Below are 17055 nucleotides of genomic sequence, written 5' to 3' on the forward strand. Positions count from 1 at the left end.
GCAAGGCGACACTAACGCTGCGAAAAACACGCCGTTTAGCGTTGCGACTCACACTCGACGTCGACACGCCGCGTTTGGATTGCCCGGAACTCTGCACCGAAACTCGGACTGCCCGAAACTGTACTAGACCGTTTTCGGGTGAGCCGGTAGACTTGAATGACATCGACGAGAGGGGGCCTTCATGGCCGCTGAGTTCAACATCGAGGCCCGCTGGCCGGAGCTGTTCGCGCCGCTCGACGACGCCACCCGGACGCACGTCGTGAACACGTTCGCGTCGAGCTGGCACGAGGGCTGGGTGCCGAACCGCGAGGACGTCGAGAACTTGACCGACTACGCGCGCGGCGCGATCGACAAGAGCGAGTACGACCGGCGCGCAGCGGGAGCCGCTGAGCGCCACCGCGCGCACGCTATCGCGAGCTGATGGCGTCGCAGTTCTCCTCCTGGGACTCGTACTTCTGGGAGCCGGGCGGCCCCGTGCTGCGCAACCTCTACGGAGAGCGCGACGGGGCCGTTTTGGCGCAGAGAGAGTACAGCGAGACGAGCGCGCAGCAGTTCGACATCGCGCGCGGCGCGGTCTCGATCCCGAAGACATACGACGCCGAGCACCTGCGCGCGATCCACAAGCAGCTCTTCGGGAACGTCTACGAGTGGGCGGGAGAGTACCGCACGGTCGGCATCCGGAGGAACCTCAGCGAGTTCGCGCACCCGGCCGACGTCCCGCAGTACCTCAGTGATGTCAACCGGATCATTCGCGGGGCCGACTGGGCGACGATGGATCGCGACCAGTTCGCCGCGGCGGCTGCCGAGGTCTACGCCTACGTCAACCAGGCGCACCCGTTCCGCGAGGGCAACGGCCGGTCGGGCAAGTTGTTCATGCAGCACGTGTCCGAACTGAGCCCGTACCGCATCGACTACAGCCCCGCCGTGTCGGGCGTGCGCCCCGAGCTGTGGAACCAGGCGTCGATGCTCTCTGGTCCCGATCGCGGCAGCTACGAGCCGCAGCCCGCGTCGCTTGTGCCGGTGTTCCGAGCGATGGCCGTTGAGCGGCCCGGGCAGAGCTACGACGTCGACCGAGGCTGAGAGGAAGAGGCAGCATGAGCAACATCGTTGGCTACGCGCGAGTGTCTAGGCACGATCAGGACCCGGCCGCCCAGGAGGCCGAGTTGCGAGCAGCGGGAGCTGCGAGAGTGTTCGTGGATCACGGCGAATCGAGCCGCGTCGCGGAGCGGCCGCAGTGGCTCGCCTGCCTCGACTACTTGCGGGAGGGTGACACCCTCATGGTGCGCCGCCTCGACCGCATCGCGGGCAGCGAGACGATGGCCGTTCAAGCCATCAGTGAGCTGCACGATCGCGGCATCAACATCAAGAGCCTCACTGAGCCCGACATTGACACGACCACGCCGATGGGGCGCGCATTGTTCGGCATCGTCGCCGTGTTCGCGCAGCTTCGTGTGGACACGATTCGGGAGAACACACAGCGCGGGCTCGCGCATGCGCGAGCCCAGGGCCGCGTCGGCGGCCGCCCGTCTGTGATGACGCCTGAGCGCACGACTGAGGCGGTACGCATGCGCAGGGAAGGTCACAGCATCGCCGAGATCGCGCGCGTGCTCAGCGTGGGCTCGTCATCGGTATCGCGGGCGCTCGGGCGCGTCGACAGAGAGACGGCGTCGCGCGCGTAGCAAACGTAGATCGTCTGGTGTCACAGCCCACTTCTCGCAGCTCGTCGACGGAGCATCCGACCGATCGTGCGGCCGCGCAGCGCTTCGCCGCCTCATATTCGTCGGCTACGACCGGCGCGCAGCCTTCCCTCGACTCCACCGCCGACCATAACGATGCACTTTTCGTGCAGTATCCTGCACTCATGGATGAGAGCACCGCGCCCCTCGCGAGCGCCATCGGCGTGCGCGTGCGCCAGGAACGCCAGGTCAGGGGATGGACGCTCGAACAGCTTGCCGAGCTGGCCAGCGTGAGCCGGAGGACCCTGGTCAACATCGAGCAGGGGTCGGCGAATCCGAGCATCGGCACGCTGCTGCGCCTCAGCGACACACTCGGAGTCGAGCTCGCCGCGCTCGTCGAGCAACCAGATGCGGCGGTCGCGTTGAAGGTCACACCCGCCGGGGAAGGCGCGGCGCTCTGGAGAGGCCAGCGGGGCGGCAGCGGGGTCCTGCTCTCCACGACGAAGGCGCCGAACGTGGTCGAGCTCTGGGAGTGGACCATGGAGGTCGGCGAGCGCCACGAGAGCGAAGCGCACGCCATCGGCACCCGCGAGCTGGCGCAGGTCCATGCCGGGGAGGTCACCTTCACGACGGGCTCCGAGCGGGCAACCCTCGGACCGGGTGACGCGATCACGTTCGTCGGCGATGCTCCCCACAGCTACGCCAACTCGGGCCGGACGCCCGCCAGATTCACCCTCACCGTGTTCGAACCGGGCGTCGGCTCGAACACGGGAGGCGCCCCGCACACCACCAACGACAGGACGTGACCATGTTCACCGGGCTCAGCGCATTTCCCCTGACACCGCTTCGCGACGACGTCATCGATCTCGCCGCGTTCGAGGGACTCGTCGCCAGACTCGTCGAGGCGAACGCCGACTCGGTCACGGCGCTCGGGTCGACGGGCTCCTACGCCTACCTGGATCGGAGTGAGCGTCGGCAGGTCGCCGAGGCGGCGATTGCCGCAGCGGGACCGGTGCCGGTCATCGTCGGCATCGGGGCGCTGCGCACGTCTCAGGTGCGGGCCCTCGCCGAGGACGCGCAGGATGCGGGTGCCGCTGGCGTGCTGCTCGCCCCGCTGACCTACCAGAAGCACACCGAGGATGACGTCTTCGGCCTGTACGAGGACGTCACGGCTGACCTTTCCGTTCCGCTGGTCGTCTACGACAACCCGGGCACCACCCATTTCTCGTTCTCGGACGAGCTGTACGGGCGCATCGCGGAACTCCCGAACGTGGCATCGATCAAGATTCCCGCGATCCCGGCCGACCCTGCCAGCGCTGCCGCACGCGTCGACGCGATCCGAGCCCGCGTCCCAGCGCAGGTCACCATCGGCATCTCAGGGGATAGCGCTGCGCAGACCGGCCTCAGCGCGGGTTGCGACGTCTGGTACTCGGTGATCGGCGGCACCCTCCCGCAGCTCGCGACAGCCATCGCGCGGCCCGCCTTGGCCGGCGACGTCGACGCCGCGCGCGCAGCATCCAACCGCCACCAGCCACTCTGGGATGCCTTCGCGAAGCACGGCAGCCTGCGCGTCACGGCCGCGATCGCCGAGCATCTCGGGCTCGTCACCAGGAGCAGCCTGCCTCGCCCGATCCTCGGTCTCAGCACCGAAGAGCGCCAGGACGTAGCGAAACTCGTCGCAGACCTCGGCCTCCAGAACTGACGCGATGACCGACGACACCTCCGCCGCGCGTCCGAGATGGGGGCTGACCCGCTACGTCACCGCCGCCACGCTCGCCCGCAGCGCCGACGGCGGGGGCGTCGTCGCCATCGTGCTCATCGTCACCGCGAGTGGCGCCCCGGGCTGGCTTGCAGGCGTCCTCGGCGCGAGCTTGACGGCCCCGCATCTGCTCGGCCCGCTCATCGCCCGCCGCCTGGACACGGCGCGCGACGGCCGTAACGTCATCGCCTTCGCCTGCGTCGCCCACGGCGCAACGCTCGCAGCCGCCGTGCTCCTGTATCCGCTGACCTGGGCCATCGTCCCCGCGGCGCTCCTGGCGCTCTCCGGCCTCTTCGGCCCCTTCCTCACCGGTGGCATCAGCAGCCGCCTCCCCGCGATCGCGGGGGCTGATCGGGTAAGCCAGCGACGCGCCCAAGGATGGGATGTGGCCACCTACGGTCTCGGTGGCGCGCTCGGGCCCAGCGTCGTGGCGGCCATCGCAGCCTGGTCGACGCCGACCGCGGCCGCGCTCGTGCTCGCCGCGGGCACGTTCGTCGCGGCAGTGCTCGTGCGATTCCTCCCACCTGCGCCCGCCGCCGGTGCAGGAGCAGATGTCCCCCGGCCATTCCGGACCCTCCGCCTCATGCTTCGGTCCGGCCGACTCCGCCGCACGCTCTCGCTGACCGTGATCGTCGCGTTCTCCGTCGCGACCCTGCCGATCGTCGCGGTGGCCAGCACGGCCACCCTCGACACCGCGGCCTCCGCAGCCGCAGTCCTCACCGCCGCGTACGGAGTCGGCAACCTCCTGGGTTCCGCCGGCGTGACGATCCGCCCCCTGCGAGGGGAGGCGGATGCCCTCCTGCCAAAGCTCGCCGCAGCGACCGCACTCGGTCTGCTCGCCGTGATGCTGTCGCCCAGCTTCTGGTTCTCGGTGGCCGCATACGCCGCGGTCGGCGTCGCGAACGCCTGCTTCTTCGCGGCGACGCTCGCAGCTCGGAGCGAGTACTCGCCACCGGAGGCCCGCGGCCAGGTGTTCGTCTGGGTCGGTGCGCTCAAGATCACCGCCGGATCGGCTGGGACGGCCGCCACGGGAGCCATCGTCGGGGTTGCCGCGGCGCTGCCGCTGCTCGGCGTCATCGTGGCCATCATCGTCGCCAGCGCCGTCGCGCTGCTGGAACGGGTCCGGGAGTCACGTCGCGGCCTGCGCGCCGGCCACGGCGCCGGCTGAGCGAGTCCGACCTCAGAGTCGTTCGGTCACGTATGACTGCAGCTGCACGCGGAACGCCCCGACCGCATCCACGTTGGACGCCAGGAGCCACTGCTGCGTCAGCCCTGCCCTGAGGCCGGCGATCTGGATGGCCGCGAGCTCCAGCGGCACGTCGGCGCGAGCGTACAGCCCTCTCTCCTGCAGGTCCGTGAGCGCGTCGAGCGCCGTCGAGCGCAGGAACTCGTACCAGCGCGCTATCGAGGCGTGTGCTGGATGCGTGGGAGCCAGCGCCTCTGCAGACACGATGCTGAACATGAGGACCCCCTCCGGCTTCTCGACGTCGCGGGCGGCGAGCGCGAGCAGCCCTCTCAGGTAGGAGAGCCCGGTGGAGAAGTCGAGGCCGACCTCCGCGGCGGCGCGTTGGCCGCGGCGCTCGAGGAGCGTCTCGAGCAGCACGGCCTTGTCCGGGAAGTGGTGGAGCACACCGGTGTGTGACATGCCCGCCTCGACGGCGATCTCGCGGATCGATGCCGCATTGAAGCCCTTGACCGTGAACACGCGAGTCGCCGCGTCCAGGATCTCGTCGCGTCGCGGATGCGGCGTGACGTCCCGTCTCGAGTACCGCGGTATGGAGGTGTCGCTGAGGCCTGGAGGCATGTCCTCATTGTCTCTTGCCGCGTTCCCTAACACGTGTTAGGTTCGCCGTGAATCGATTCAATCGAAGCGATTCGCGCCGCACACCAGAGCTCTCCCCCACGGTGCGCACCCGCGCGACAGTTCACACCCCGTCATTGGCAACGATGCCAGAGAGGTCCAAAGATGAACGATCAACGAAGAAGAGGGCGACGGGCGCTTGCGCTCGGCGCGGCCTTCTCCGTGGCCTGCACGCTCGCGGTCGCGGGCCCCGCCATCGGAGACGAGCACTCCACGACGACCAGTGCCATCGACCCCACCGAGTTCGCCGAGCCGGACGTCGACTTCCGGCCCGGCGTGCGCTGGTGGTGGCCGGGCAACGCGGCCAGCCAGGAGGACCTGCTCGCCCAGGTCGACTACCTGCACGAGAACGGCTTCGGCGCGGTCGAGATCGTCGCCTTCTCCAAGGGATTCCTCACCGAGGAGGGCATCGCCGGCAACGGAGGCAACGGCGGCTCGATCTACGACGCCGCCCCGGGTCACGACACCGAGGCCATCCTCGGCTACGAGTCGCCCGAGTACTTCGCGAAGCTCGACGCGGTCGTCGCCCGCGCCAACGAGCTCGGCATCACGGTCGACCTCAACATCGGCAGCGGATACCTGGCGAGCGACGACTCCATCGATCTCGAGGACAGCCAGAACACGATGGCGCTCGGCCGCGCGACCGTTCGCGTGGATGCGGCGGGCACCCTCGCCCTCGTGTCCGGTGACGTGTCGGTCCCCTCGGGGACCGGACAGGTTTCCCTCGGCATCCCGAAGGCGGAGGTCAGCCCGCTCTTCGCGTCCGAGAAGTTCGGCTTCGACTTCGGCGACTGGGACCCGGCGAACGTCCACCTCAACTCGGTCATGCTCGCCCCGATCACCGGCCAGGGCGCCGACCTGACCACGGCGAACCAGACACTCACCTCAGATCTCAGCGCCGTCAAGACCTACGAGCAGCAGCCAGTCCTCGATCTCGACGCCGCCCAGCTCTCCTACCCGAGCGACGGGCAGACGACCTTCGGCGTCGACACCTCGAAGCTCGATGCCGGCGACTACGAGGTCGTCGCGCTCTACAGCGCCGCGACGGGCGCCTACGGCTTCAACTCGATCATCGAGAACACGACGACCGACAAGCGCAACTACGTCGTCGACCACCTCAACCCGGTCGCCATCACGAAGCTCGTCGACGGCTGGCTCGGCGAAGCAGCACTGAACGACATCGTCGAGTCGCGCGACATCCGCGCGGCCTTCAACGACAGCTACGAGTTCTACACCGACCGCCACTACAACGACCTCATTCAGGCCGCGGCGGAGTCGCAGGAGCTCCTCGGCTACGACATCACCCCGTATCTCCCCTCCCTCTACTCGCTCTACCAGGACTCGTTCCTCATCGACGGCACCCCGACAGTCAAGCCCGAGTACGCGGCCCTCGGGATGCAGACCCCCGAGGTCAGCCGCTTCGGCGGCGGCAGCGGAGTTCCGCTCCTCGCCACGAACCTCAGCGAGGAGGAGTCGCAGCGCATCGTGCACGACTACGGCGTGCTGCTCAACGACTCGTTCCTGCAGGGCCTCGAGGCCTTCTCGACGACGCTCGGCGAGTACGGCATCGACTACCGCCAGCAGGCGTACAACCCGCCCATCGACACCCTCAAGTCGTCGCAGTACGTCGACATCCCCGAGACCGAGGGGCTCGACGAGTACTCGCTGAAGCGCGTCGCATCCGGGGCGCACCTCTACGGCAAGAACCTCGTCACCTCCGAGGTGTTCACGCTGGGCTCGGTGCCGTTCCAGATCACGCCCGAGTTCATGAAGCAGGGTTACGACCTCATGGCCACGAGCGGCGTGAACAACTTCTTCTACCACGGCCTCAGCGCCACCTACAGCGGCAACGACGACCCCGCCTTCACCTCCGACGACAACCTCTACGCCGAGGAGGGCTGGCGCGCCTGGCCCACGATCGGCGTCGAGATGGCCGACACCGCGGGCATCGCCGACTACTACGCGTCGATGAACTCCTACGCCTCGCGTGCGAACTACCTGATGCAGTCCGGCACCAACAGCAGCGACGTCGCCATCTACATGCCGCTCTTCGGGGCGCTGGCCAGTGGCGGCGGGTTCGGCGGCGGCTCCACGCCGCTCGCATCCGTCACCACGGCCCAGGCGAACGGCTGGGCGTGGGATGCGATCAACGACGACACGATCCAGACCGGCCTCAGCTGGGACGGCTCGCACCTCGTCGCGAACGGCGGCAACGCATCCTTCGACGCCATGCTCGTCGAGAGCGGCACCGTGCCGCTCGAGACGATGCAGGCGCTGCAGAAGCTCAAGGACGCGGGCGCTCCGATCGTCTTCGTGGGCACCGCTCCCACCGCGCAGCCCGGTTACGCCGGCGGCGACTACGCAGCCCTGGACGCACAGGTCGGCGAGATCGCCGCGGCCATGGGCGGCGCCGTCGATGCGGCGGCCGTCCCCGCGGCCCTCGCGGCCTCGGTTGACGCGCCCATCTCCTACGAGGAGAACACGGACGTCCGCTTCGGGCGCCGCGCGCTCCCGACCGGAGGCGAGCTCGCTTACGTGCGCAACACCTCCACGGAAGCGGCCACGGGTGTGAACCTCACCGTCGGCGACGGCCTCGACGCGTGCTGGTGGCTCGACCCGGAGACGGGCGAGATCTTCGACGCGCAGGTCGACGGCAACATCGTCTCCGCGACGCTCGACGCGAGCGGAGCGGTCGCCCTGCTCTGCGAGCCAACCGGCACCGGTATCGCCGACGCCGCCGTCTCCGACGGAAGTCCGTCCTCGATCGACATCACCGAACGCGGCGTCGCCCACGAGCTCGGGGCGTTCTCGCTCGAGGTGACGGCCGACAACATCGGCTCGAACGCGCCAGGCGAAGCGATCACGTCCGAGTACACCGGCGAGGTGCTCGGCGACTGGAGCGCCGACGGCTTCCTCGGCAACGAGCTTCGGTACGTCACCGACTCGGGCACCTACCGCACTTCAGTCGAGATTCCGGATGCGGCCGACCTGCTCGAAGGCGGAGCGGTGCTGGACCTCGGCACCGTGCACAACGCCGCGACGGTGCGCGTGAACCCCGGCACCGAGCACGAGTTCGTGACGCAGCTGTACGCCGCGCCCTACGAGGTCGACATTGCGCCGGCACTCGTGAACGGCTCCAACGTCATCGAGGTCGACGTGCAGCCCGTGCAGAGCAACCGCCGCGAAGGCCTCAAGGAGCTGTACAACAGCGACCCCGTCGCGAACGTGAAGTACCAGGCGTACAACAGCGTGCACGGCGGATCCGGTCTCATCCCGGCCGGCCTCGTCGGCCCCGTCACGCTGAACAGCGCAGTCGAGAGCATCGCCGAGCCGGGGCCGGAGCCGACCGGCACGACCGAGCCCACGCCGCAGCCGACCTCGACTGATGGCAGCGGCACGACCGCGCCGACGTCCAGCCCCGGCAACGGCGGGGGCGGCGGCAACGGCGGCTCCGACGCTGGCGGTCAGGACGGCGACCTCGCCACGACGGGCGTCGACGGCAGCCTCGCCGGCTTCCTCGCGCTCCTCGGGGTCGTCCTCGCGGGCACAGGGACGGCGTTCCTCATCAAGAAGCGCCGCGAACGCGCGACCAGCGAGTAGCTCTCGCGCGCCTGACACGCGCGGCCCCGCGCATCCACTTCACGGTTGATGCGCGGGGCCGCACGTGTTTAGAGAGGCCGCACGTCGCCTTGGCTACGAAGGACGCCCGTGCACGCATGACCCACCTCTGGACCTGAGCGACGCCGGGATGCCATCGAGAGCGGCTCGGCGCTGTCGCGAACTCGATCAGCGCTCAACCGCCGCCGACCGTGCTCGCACGCTCGTGCAGGCTGGGCGGCAGGATGATCGTACGATGCTCGTGCCGGTCGCCCAGCGAGATCTCCTCCATGAGGAGTTCCGCACCTGCGCGCCCCATCTCGAGGCCCGGCTGACCAACGCTCGTGATGCGGACCGGACTGTCGGTCGACATGCGGTTGTTGTCGAAGCCGACGACTGCCAGATCCTCGGGCACCGAAACGCCGGCGGCGAGGAGCGGCTGCATGGCCCCGAACGCGAGGGCATCGGATGCGCAGACGAGCGCATCCGGGCGCTCGAGTGGCGGACGCTCAGCCAGCATCACTCCGAGGGCATGACCCCCGCGGACCGTGATTCTTGGAGTCTCGATGGTCTCGATCTCGACGCCCCGGCTCTCTTCACAGGCTTTCAGCACCCCACGTCGGCGTGCCTCGACCGCGGAGAGCGAGAACGGACCACCTGCAAAGACGAGCCTGCGACGCCCGAGGCCGATGACGTGCTTCGCGGCCAGGTAGCCGCCGAGTTCCTCGTCGGCCACCACCCCGCAGGCGTCGTCGCCTCCCGGCCAGTTGACCTGCACGACCGGCATGCCCCTGCCCCGCGCCTGCTGCGCGGCTTCGAGCGGAGCGTCGAGTGGGGCCAGGAGGATGCCCGCCACCTGCGTCTCCTCGAACAGCTCGATGTGCCCGGTCTGCTTGACGAGATCTACGTCGCTGTTGGCGAGCAGGAGTCGCTTGTGCTTCGTGTCGAACGCCTCCTCTGCCCCTCGGGCGATGTCGAGGAACAGCGAGTTCGCGAGATCGACGATGACGAATCCGACGGTGTCGGCTCGCCCCATGGCGAGCGACCTCGCCGTCCGATTCCGAACGAACCCGAGCTCCTCGATCGCGCGCTCGACTCGTTCGCGCGTTCCCGCGGCGACGAGGTTCGGGGTATTGAGCACGTTGGAGACGGTCCCCAACGACACCCCGGCGAGACGCGCGACGTCAGTCATCACTGGCCGCGGTCGATCCCTGGTCTCATTGGTCGTCGGTGACATGGATCAGAACTCTATACGAGAAGAAAGTTATCCGTTCGCTTGCGAATCGGACTGGTTCGTGGTTGTCTTTGAAGCGCTTCAAGCATGCGAGGTCGACTCGCCCAATCAAGGAGGATTCATGAAGCGAACCCCTCGGGTCGCGCCAACGCGCTTGACCCTGACCGCCCTCGCCGGAGTCTCTGTGCTCGCGCTCACGGCCTGCTCTGGTGGAGGCGGAGCAACGGTCAGTGACGACGAGTTCTCCGTCTTCATCAACGTCGAGAACACGGAAGTTCCGGCCGTTCTCGAAACCCTAGCCGGAGACACCTGCTCAGCCGAAGCCGGCGCGCAGCCACTGAAGGTCGAGACCGTCCCCCAGACCAACCTCGACCAGCAGCTGCAACTGAAGGCCGGGCAGGGAGACCTGCCGGTGCTCTTCTCGGCCGGGAACGCACCGGCCCTCACGCAGACGCTCGCGGAGTCAGGCAACATCGCTGACTTCGAGGCGCTGCTGACTGAGACGGGGCAGCTGGACAAGATCGAGCCGGCAGCCGTCTCCACGATCGAGAACCTCTACGGCAGCTTCGCCGTGCTCCCCTTCGAGTACAACGTCGAGGGCATCTGGTACAACAAGACCATCTTCGACGAGCAGGGTATCGCCGAGCCACAGACCTGGGACGAGCTCACCGCGGCGTCGGAGAAGCTCAACGCTGCGGGCATTCAGCCGTTCTCCGCAAGCGGCGAGCAGGGGTGGCCGATCACTCGCCTCATCTCCAGCTACCTGTTCCGCACCCTCGGCCCCGACGCGATGCAGAAGGTCGCCGACGGCGAGGCGAAGCTCACCGACCCCGAGTACGTCGAAGCCGCGCAGGCGATCGCCGATCTCGGCGCGTCCGGGTACTTCGGCCAGGGTGTCGGCTCGATCGACATGGCGACCTCCGAGAACCAGTTCCTCAACGGCAGCGCCGCGATGTTCTACATGGGCAGCTGGTTCCTCAGCGGCCTCAACGACCCTGAAGCGAACCGGATCGGCGTCGAGAACGTCGGCTTCATGCCCTTCCCCGGCGTAGAGGGTGGTGCGGGCGACCGCTCGCAGCTGGCCGCGAACGTGGGTCTGCCGCTCACGATGAACGCGAACGCCACGGGAGAGAACTCCAAGGCTTGGCTGAGCTGCATCGTCGAGAACTACGGCAGCACCGCACTCGCACAGGAGAACCGTGTCTCCGGCTTTGCCCTCTCCGAAGAGGTGGCCGACGTGCCACCACTGACCCAGCTGGTCCAGGACCAGATCGCCGAGACCGAGACGACCGTGCTCTGGTTCGAGGCACTGTTCACGCCTGAGGCGACGACCACGAGCCAGCGCAACGCGGCCCAGCTCGTCACAGGCAGCATCACCGCCGAGGACTTCATGGCGCAAGTCCAGGCAGACCTGGGCTAAGTCCCCACAGGGTGCGGGAGCGTCGGCTCCCGCACCCACCGGATTCGGAGAAACACATGAAAAACGTGCTCGGCGACAAGCGGACCATCGCCATCCTGCTCGGACCCGCACTCCTCGTGTACTCGGTCGTGATGCTCGTGCCGGTGCTCGTCTCGCTCGGATACACCCTCTTCGAGGGCAACGCCATCGTCGGATTCACCTTCGTGGGCTTCGACAACTTCGTGCGACTCGTCGGCGACTCGGAAGTCCACGCTGCTCTGCTGTTCACGCTGAAGTACGCGGTCGTCGTGACCGTCGGCCAGGTGCTCTTCGGCTACGGGCTCGCGCTGCTCTACGCCTTCGCACTGAAACGGGCCTCTGGCCTCATCCGGACACTCGTCTTCTTCCCGGTCGTCATGCCGACCGTCGCCGTGGCGCTGCTCTTCCAGCAGCTCTTCTCCGTCGCCCCCACACAGGGCGTCGTGAACTCCTTCATGACCTCGCTCGGTGGCGCCCCCCTCGACTGGTTCGGCGACGGCGGCAGCGCCTTCATCGTCATCGCCATCATGGACATCTGGCGCTCGATGGGCTTCTACGGCGTCCTCCTCTATTCAGGACTCATCGACATCCCAGAAGACGTCATGGAATCCGCAAGGCTCGACGGCGCCAGTGGCTGGAAGCTCATCCGCCACATCGTGCTCCCCCTCTCGCTGCCCGTCCTCATCTCCTCGCTCATCTTCTCGATCAACGGAACGCTCAAGGTCTTCGATAGCGTGCTCGCGCTCACGAACGGCGGGCCGGGCAGCACCACGAGCCCGCTCACGATCGCGATGTTCGACCAGTCCTTCACCTATGGCCAGTACGGATATGGCTCGACGATCGCGATGCTCCTGACGATGGTGTGCCTGGCCGTGACGTTCGTCGTCTTCCGTGGGGCCGCCCGTAACCGACAGAAGGCCGCAGCATGACCACGACCAACAATTTCACGCCGGCCCGCGTCCGCCGACTGCTCGGCCGGATCCCGGTCTGGATCGGCGTCGCATTCCTCCTCGTCATCGTCGGCTACCCGCTGCTCTGGCTCCTCCTCGGCTCCTTCAAGACGCAGCGCGAGTTCCTCGAAGAACCCACCTGGGCGATGCCCCAGCAGTGGAACTTCGACAACTACAGCGTGGCGTGGGAGACGGCAGGTCTCGGCCAGACGCTGCTCAACAGTGCCGTCGCCGTCCTTCCCTCCCTCTTCCTGATGCTGCTGCTCGGAACGGCCGCAGCGTTCGCTCTGGAGATCATGGTGTGGAGGGGGCGCAACAACGTGCTCCTCATCTTCCTTGCCGGCATCATGGTGCCGACGCAGATGATCCTGCTTCCTCTCTTCAGCGCCTACTTCCAGATCGGCCTCACCGGCACCCTCTGGACGCTGATCATCACGTACACGGCGACGGGCTTGCCTCTGACGGTCTTCCTGATGGCGACGTACTTCCAATCCATCCCCCGGGAGATCTTCGAAGCGGCGACCATCGACGGAGCCTCCGTCATCCGACAGTTCTTCTCCATCGGGCTCCCGATGATGAAGAACGGGCTGTTCACCGTCGGGCTCGTGCAGTTCTTCTTCTTCTGGAACGACCTGCTCATCGCGCTCACATTCGCGAACTCGGGAAGCATCCGAACGCTGCAGCTCGGCCTGCTCAATTTCAACGGGAACTTCGGCACGACGCAGTACGGCCCGCTCTTCGCCGCCGTCAGCATCAACGTGTTCGCGCTCCTGATCATCTACCTCATCCTCAACCAGCGCATCCAGAAGGGCCTCACGGCGGGAGCCGTCAAGGGATGAGCACCAACACTTCGAACAGGAACTCCGTGCACGTCTCCTCTCCCACGATCGAACACCTCCGCGAGACCATGGGCATCGGCACCCCGACGCCCCGCCTCAGCTGGAAGATCAGCGCCGCACCCGGGTGGACCCAAGACGCCTGGGAGCTCGAAGTCGACCGCGGCGGCCGGCTCAGCCGCTCCGTCGGCCGCGGCCCGGAGCAGGTCCTCGTCGGCTGGCCGTTCAAGCCGCTCCACTCTCGTGAGTCCGCGACCGTTCGCGTTCGTGTTCGCGGGGACGACGACGCCTGGTCATCGTGGAGTGATGCCACCGCATTGGAGGCTGGCCTCCTCGACCAAGCAGACTGGGCGGCGAGCCCGGTCGGAGGCGCATGGGAGGAAGCGAAGGGGACTGACCGACGACCATCCCTCGTTCGGCGCGAGTTCCACCTCTCGAAACCCGTCAGAAGCGCCCGCCTGTACGTCACCGCGCACGGGCTCTACGAAGCGGAGATCAACGGGCAGCGCGTGGGCGACCACGAGCTGTCCCCCGGTTGGACGAAGTACGACGACCGCCTCATCTACTGGACCTTCGACGTCACCCAGCACGTCCACCAGGGCGCCAATGTCATCGGCGCCTGGCTCGGGGACGGCTGGTACCGCGGCCGGATCGGCTTCAACGGCGGGTACCACGACCTCTACGGCACGGACCAATCGTTGATCGCGCAGCTCGAGATCGAGCACACGGATGGGACCCGTCACGTCGTCGCGACCGACGCCGACTGGGTAGCGGCGCTCAGTCCGATGACCAGCGCCGGCCTCTACGACGGCGAGAAACACGACTCGCGCGACGAGCAGGACGGGTGGAGCGCGCCCGGCGCCTCCGATGACGGATGGACTCCTGTTGCAGTCGGCGTTCGCGACACCGCCACTCTTGTCGCACCGTCGCTCCCGCCGGTGCGCTGCACGCAGGAGGTCGAACCCGTCACCGTCACACGCACCGCTGAGGGCGTCCACCTCCTCGACTTCGGACAGAACCTCGTCGGCCGACTCCGGGTGGAAGTCGACGGACCCGCAGGCCACCGCATCGAGCTGCGCCACGCTGAAGTGCTCGAGCACGGCGAGCTGGGCGTCCGCCCGCTGCGCCTCGCCGACGCCCACGACGTCATCATCTTGGATGGTCGAGGCCCACGCGTCTGGGAGCCGAAGTTCACCTTCCACGGCTTCCGCTACGCCGTCGTCACCGGCCTCGCCGAGCTGCCCACCGGAACTGTGATCGCGCGCGTGCTGCACAACGACATGGAGCGCACAGGAACGCTCACCACCTCCTCCGACGACCTCAACCGGTTGCACGAGAATGTGGTCTGGGGCATGCGCGGCAACTTCCTGTCGATACCCATGGACTGCCCGCAGCGCGACGAGCGACTCGGCTGGACGGGCGACATCCAGGTCTTCGCCCCCACGGCATCGTTCCTCTACGACTGCGCCGGGTTCCTCGAGAACTGGCTCGCGGACCTCTCCCTCGAGCAGCTGCCCGACGGCACCGTGCCGTGGTTCGTGCCCGTCGTCCCTGGCGGACCCACCTGGACCCCCATCGAGACCGGCGCCGTGTGGGGCGACGCCTCCGTGCTCACTCCTCTGGTACTGCACGAGCGATTCGGCGACCGCGGCATCCTTGCGCGCCAGTTCGAGAGCGGGCGCGCTTGGGTTGACCGGATGGTGCTCCAGTCGGGCGACTCGCGCCTCTGGAAGTCAGCACACCAGCTCGGCGACTGGCTCGACCCGGCTGCACCGCCCCACGACCCGGCGGACGGGCAGACCGACAAGTACCTTGTCGCCTCCGCATACTTCGCGTACACGACGAGGCGTCTCGCGGACATCGCCATCATCCTCGGCCGAACCTCCGAAGCGAGCAAGTACTCGATGATCGCGTCCCAGGCGCGCGACGCGTTCCGCAGCGAATACGTCGTGGACGGGGGCATGCTCACGAGTGACGCGCAGACCGCGTACGCACTCGCCATCCACTTCGATCTCCTCTCAGCCCCGGAGAAGCGGGTCGCCGGAGGGCGGCTGGCCCAGCTCGTGCGCGAGGCCGGCCACCGCATCGCGACGGGTTTCGCCGGAACTCCCGTCATCAGCGACGCCCTCACCGTAACCGGGCACCTCGACGAGGCGTATGGGCTGCTCCTCGAGGACTCGTGCCCGTCCTGGCTCTACACCGTCCGCATGGGCGGCACCACGATCTGGGAACGCTGGGACTCGATGCTTCCCGACGGGAGCATCAATCCGGGAGAGATGACCAGCTTCAACCACTACGCACTCGGTTCCGTGGCCGACTGGATGCACCGCACTATTGGGGGGCTGGCTCCCGCGCAGCCTGGCTACCGTCGCGTCATCTGGGCGCCACAGCCCGGCGGCGATCTCACCAGCGCGATCGTCACGTTCGAATCCAAGTACGGGACGATCACTGGCTCTTGGACGCGGACCTCAGAAGGCATCAGCTATGAACTGCTGCTTCCGACCGGAGTCACGGGCCAAGTGCTGCTCCCCGGCGCCGAGGAGCGGTTCGAGCTCGGTTCGGGCGCGAGGTTCACGCACCGTGCCGCAACCCCCGCCCTCGAGACGCAAGGAGCTTGAGGGTCGGGGCACCGTGTCTGACATCGCCGCCCTCGCATCCCAACCCCGATCTCGACTCGCGCTGGGCACGCTCGGCTTCGGAACAACGCAGAACAGGGACGCTTCATTCGCCCTCCTCGATGCCTTCATCGAGGAGGGCGGGCGCCTCATCGACTCGGCACACGTGTATGGCAATTGGGATCGGAGCGTCCCGCCGAGTGCGAGCGAACGCATGGTCGGCGCGTGGATGTCGTCGAGAGGTGTGAGCGGAGACGTCTCTGCCACAACCAAGATCGGGCACCCCTCGCTGGATGACCCCGGCGCCACGCGCCTCGACCCCGAGTTGCTGCGCTTGGACATCGAGGAGGCCCGAGACAATTTCGGACTCGAGACGATCCCTCTTGTGTACCTGCACCGGGACAGCACCGCGATACCCGTCGAAGAACTCTTGGCCCCGCTCGAGGCGTTCACTCGGGAAGGGCTCATCGCGGCCTACGGTGCCTCGAACTGGACGACCCCGCGCCTCAAGGAGAGTCGCGAGATCGCGGCCGATCGCGGGTGGGCCGGCTTCACGGTCAACCAGCCCTGCTGGGGGCTCGCGCGCCGGCTCGAGAGGGCGCTTCCGGGCGGGATGGTCGCAATGGATGAGGCAATGCATCGCTTCCACGAGCAGTCGGCCCTTCCAGTCAGCCCCTACTCGTCTCAGTCCAGGGGCTACTTCTCGCGTTGGAGGCGCGGGGGAGCAGACACGGCGGTGCGGGACTTCGATGACGAGCACAACAGAGCGATCGCACTGCACCTCGACGAGCTCGCGCCCAGCTACGGCCTACCCGCAACCGAGCTGTCAGTCGCGGTTCTGCTGGCGTCGTCGTTTCCGGTCATGCCGGTCATCGGTACAGGCACCGTCGACCAGTTGCGATCGAGCTTCCGTGCAACCTCGGTGCAGGTGTCCACCGTCGATCTCGAGGCCGTCCGCGCACTCTCCGGATTTCCCGTTGTGCAACGGCATGGTGACTGATACCTTCGTGGCAGCGGATGTTGAAGCGTTTCAATGTCGCCCCGCGCTCATCGTAGAGCGCGCCATCCGCGTGCCTCCACTCCCCGATG

14 protein-coding genes are annotated in these 17055 nt (G+C 67.6%); 12 read left to right on the plus strand and 2 right to left on the minus strand.

What is annotated here, in order from left to right; genetic code table 11:
- Positions 1–181: 181 nt before the first annotated feature.
- The 6 genes from C5C17_RS17835 (at position 182) to C5C17_RS19050 (ending at position 4603) form a co-directional block, all read left to right on the plus strand.
- Positions 182–421: an antitoxin VbhA family protein gene (locus C5C17_RS17835; protein ID WP_104254739.1), complete on the plus strand. Its 240-nt coding sequence runs from the start codon at positions 182–184 to the stop codon at positions 419–421.
- Positions 421–1080: a Fic family protein gene (locus C5C17_RS17840; RefSeq protein ID WP_104254740.1), complete on the plus strand. Its 660-nt coding sequence runs from the start codon at positions 421–423 to the stop codon at positions 1078–1080. Before C5C17_RS17835 ends, C5C17_RS17840 begins: the two co-directional genes overlap by 1 nt.
- 14 nt (positions 1081–1094) lie before the next feature.
- Positions 1095–1679 carry a recombinase family protein gene (locus C5C17_RS17845; protein ID WP_104254741.1) on the plus strand — a complete coding sequence of 195 codons (585 nt, stop codon included), beginning with the start codon at positions 1095–1097 and terminating at the stop codon, positions 1677–1679.
- 182 nt (positions 1680–1861) lie between these two features.
- Positions 1862–2482 (plus strand): helix-turn-helix domain-containing protein, encoded by a 621-nt coding sequence (locus C5C17_RS17850; protein WP_104254742.1) that lies wholly within the window; start codon positions 1862–1864, stop codon positions 2480–2482.
- 2 nt (positions 2483–2484) lie between these two features.
- Entirely contained in the window at positions 2485–3378 is an 894-nt protein-coding gene (locus C5C17_RS17855) for a dihydrodipicolinate synthase family protein (RefSeq protein ID WP_104254743.1), read from the plus strand.
- 4 nt (positions 3379–3382) lie between these two features.
- Positions 3383–4603, plus strand: a complete 1221-nt coding sequence (locus tag C5C17_RS19050; protein ID WP_258066286.1) for an MFS transporter — start codon at positions 3383–3385, stop codon at positions 4601–4603.
- A gap of 12 nt (positions 4604–4615) precedes the next feature.
- Here C5C17_RS19050 and C5C17_RS17865 read toward each other — a convergent pair whose 3' ends face one another.
- Complete coding sequence (locus C5C17_RS17865; protein ID WP_104254744.1) at positions 4616–5239, minus strand: TetR/AcrR family transcriptional regulator; 624 nt, start codon at positions 5237–5239, stop codon at positions 4616–4618.
- A gap of 162 nt (positions 5240–5401) precedes the next feature.
- Here C5C17_RS17865 and C5C17_RS17870 point away from each other — a divergent pair, with 162 nt between their 5' ends.
- Positions 5402–8896 (plus strand): glycosyl hydrolase, encoded by a 3495-nt coding sequence (locus C5C17_RS17870; RefSeq protein ID WP_104254745.1) that lies wholly within the window; start codon positions 5402–5404, stop codon positions 8894–8896.
- A 193-nt stretch (positions 8897–9089) separates the two neighbouring features.
- Here C5C17_RS17870 and C5C17_RS17875 read toward each other — a convergent pair whose 3' ends face one another.
- On the minus strand, positions 9090–10085 hold the full coding sequence (locus tag C5C17_RS17875; RefSeq protein WP_258066287.1) for a LacI family DNA-binding transcriptional regulator: 996 nt from the start codon (positions 10083–10085) through the stop codon (positions 9090–9092).
- Between the two features lie 163 nt (positions 10086–10248).
- Between C5C17_RS17875 and C5C17_RS17880 the strand changes: the two genes are divergently transcribed.
- From C5C17_RS17880 to C5C17_RS17900, 5 genes are read left to right on the plus strand one after another with little or no spacing between them, the layout of a single operon-like run.
- Positions 10249–11547, plus strand: coding sequence for an ABC transporter substrate-binding protein (locus C5C17_RS17880; protein WP_104254747.1), 1299 nt, complete (start codon positions 10249–10251; stop codon positions 11545–11547).
- Positions 11548–11603: 56 nt separating this feature from the next.
- Entirely contained in the window at positions 11604–12494 is an 891-nt protein-coding gene (locus tag C5C17_RS17885; RefSeq protein WP_104254748.1) for a carbohydrate ABC transporter permease, read from the plus strand.
- Positions 12491–13354, plus strand: coding sequence for a carbohydrate ABC transporter permease (locus C5C17_RS17890; RefSeq protein ID WP_104254749.1), 864 nt, complete (start codon positions 12491–12493; stop codon positions 13352–13354). Before C5C17_RS17885 ends, C5C17_RS17890 begins: the two co-directional genes overlap by 4 nt.
- Positions 13351–15969: an alpha-L-rhamnosidase gene (locus C5C17_RS17895; protein WP_258066288.1), complete on the plus strand. Its 2619-nt coding sequence runs from the start codon at positions 13351–13353 to the stop codon at positions 15967–15969. Before C5C17_RS17890 ends, C5C17_RS17895 begins: the two co-directional genes overlap by 4 nt.
- Positions 15970–15982: 13 nt before the next feature.
- Complete coding sequence (locus C5C17_RS17900) at positions 15983–16966, plus strand: aldo/keto reductase (RefSeq protein ID WP_181028666.1); 984 nt, start codon at positions 15983–15985, stop codon at positions 16964–16966.
- Positions 16967–17055: the final 89 nt, after the last annotated feature.

The organism is Pseudoclavibacter sp. RFBA6 (assembly GCF_002931575.1).
Lineage (GTDB): Bacteria > Actinomycetota > Actinomycetes > Actinomycetales > Microbacteriaceae > Pseudoclavibacter > Pseudoclavibacter terrae.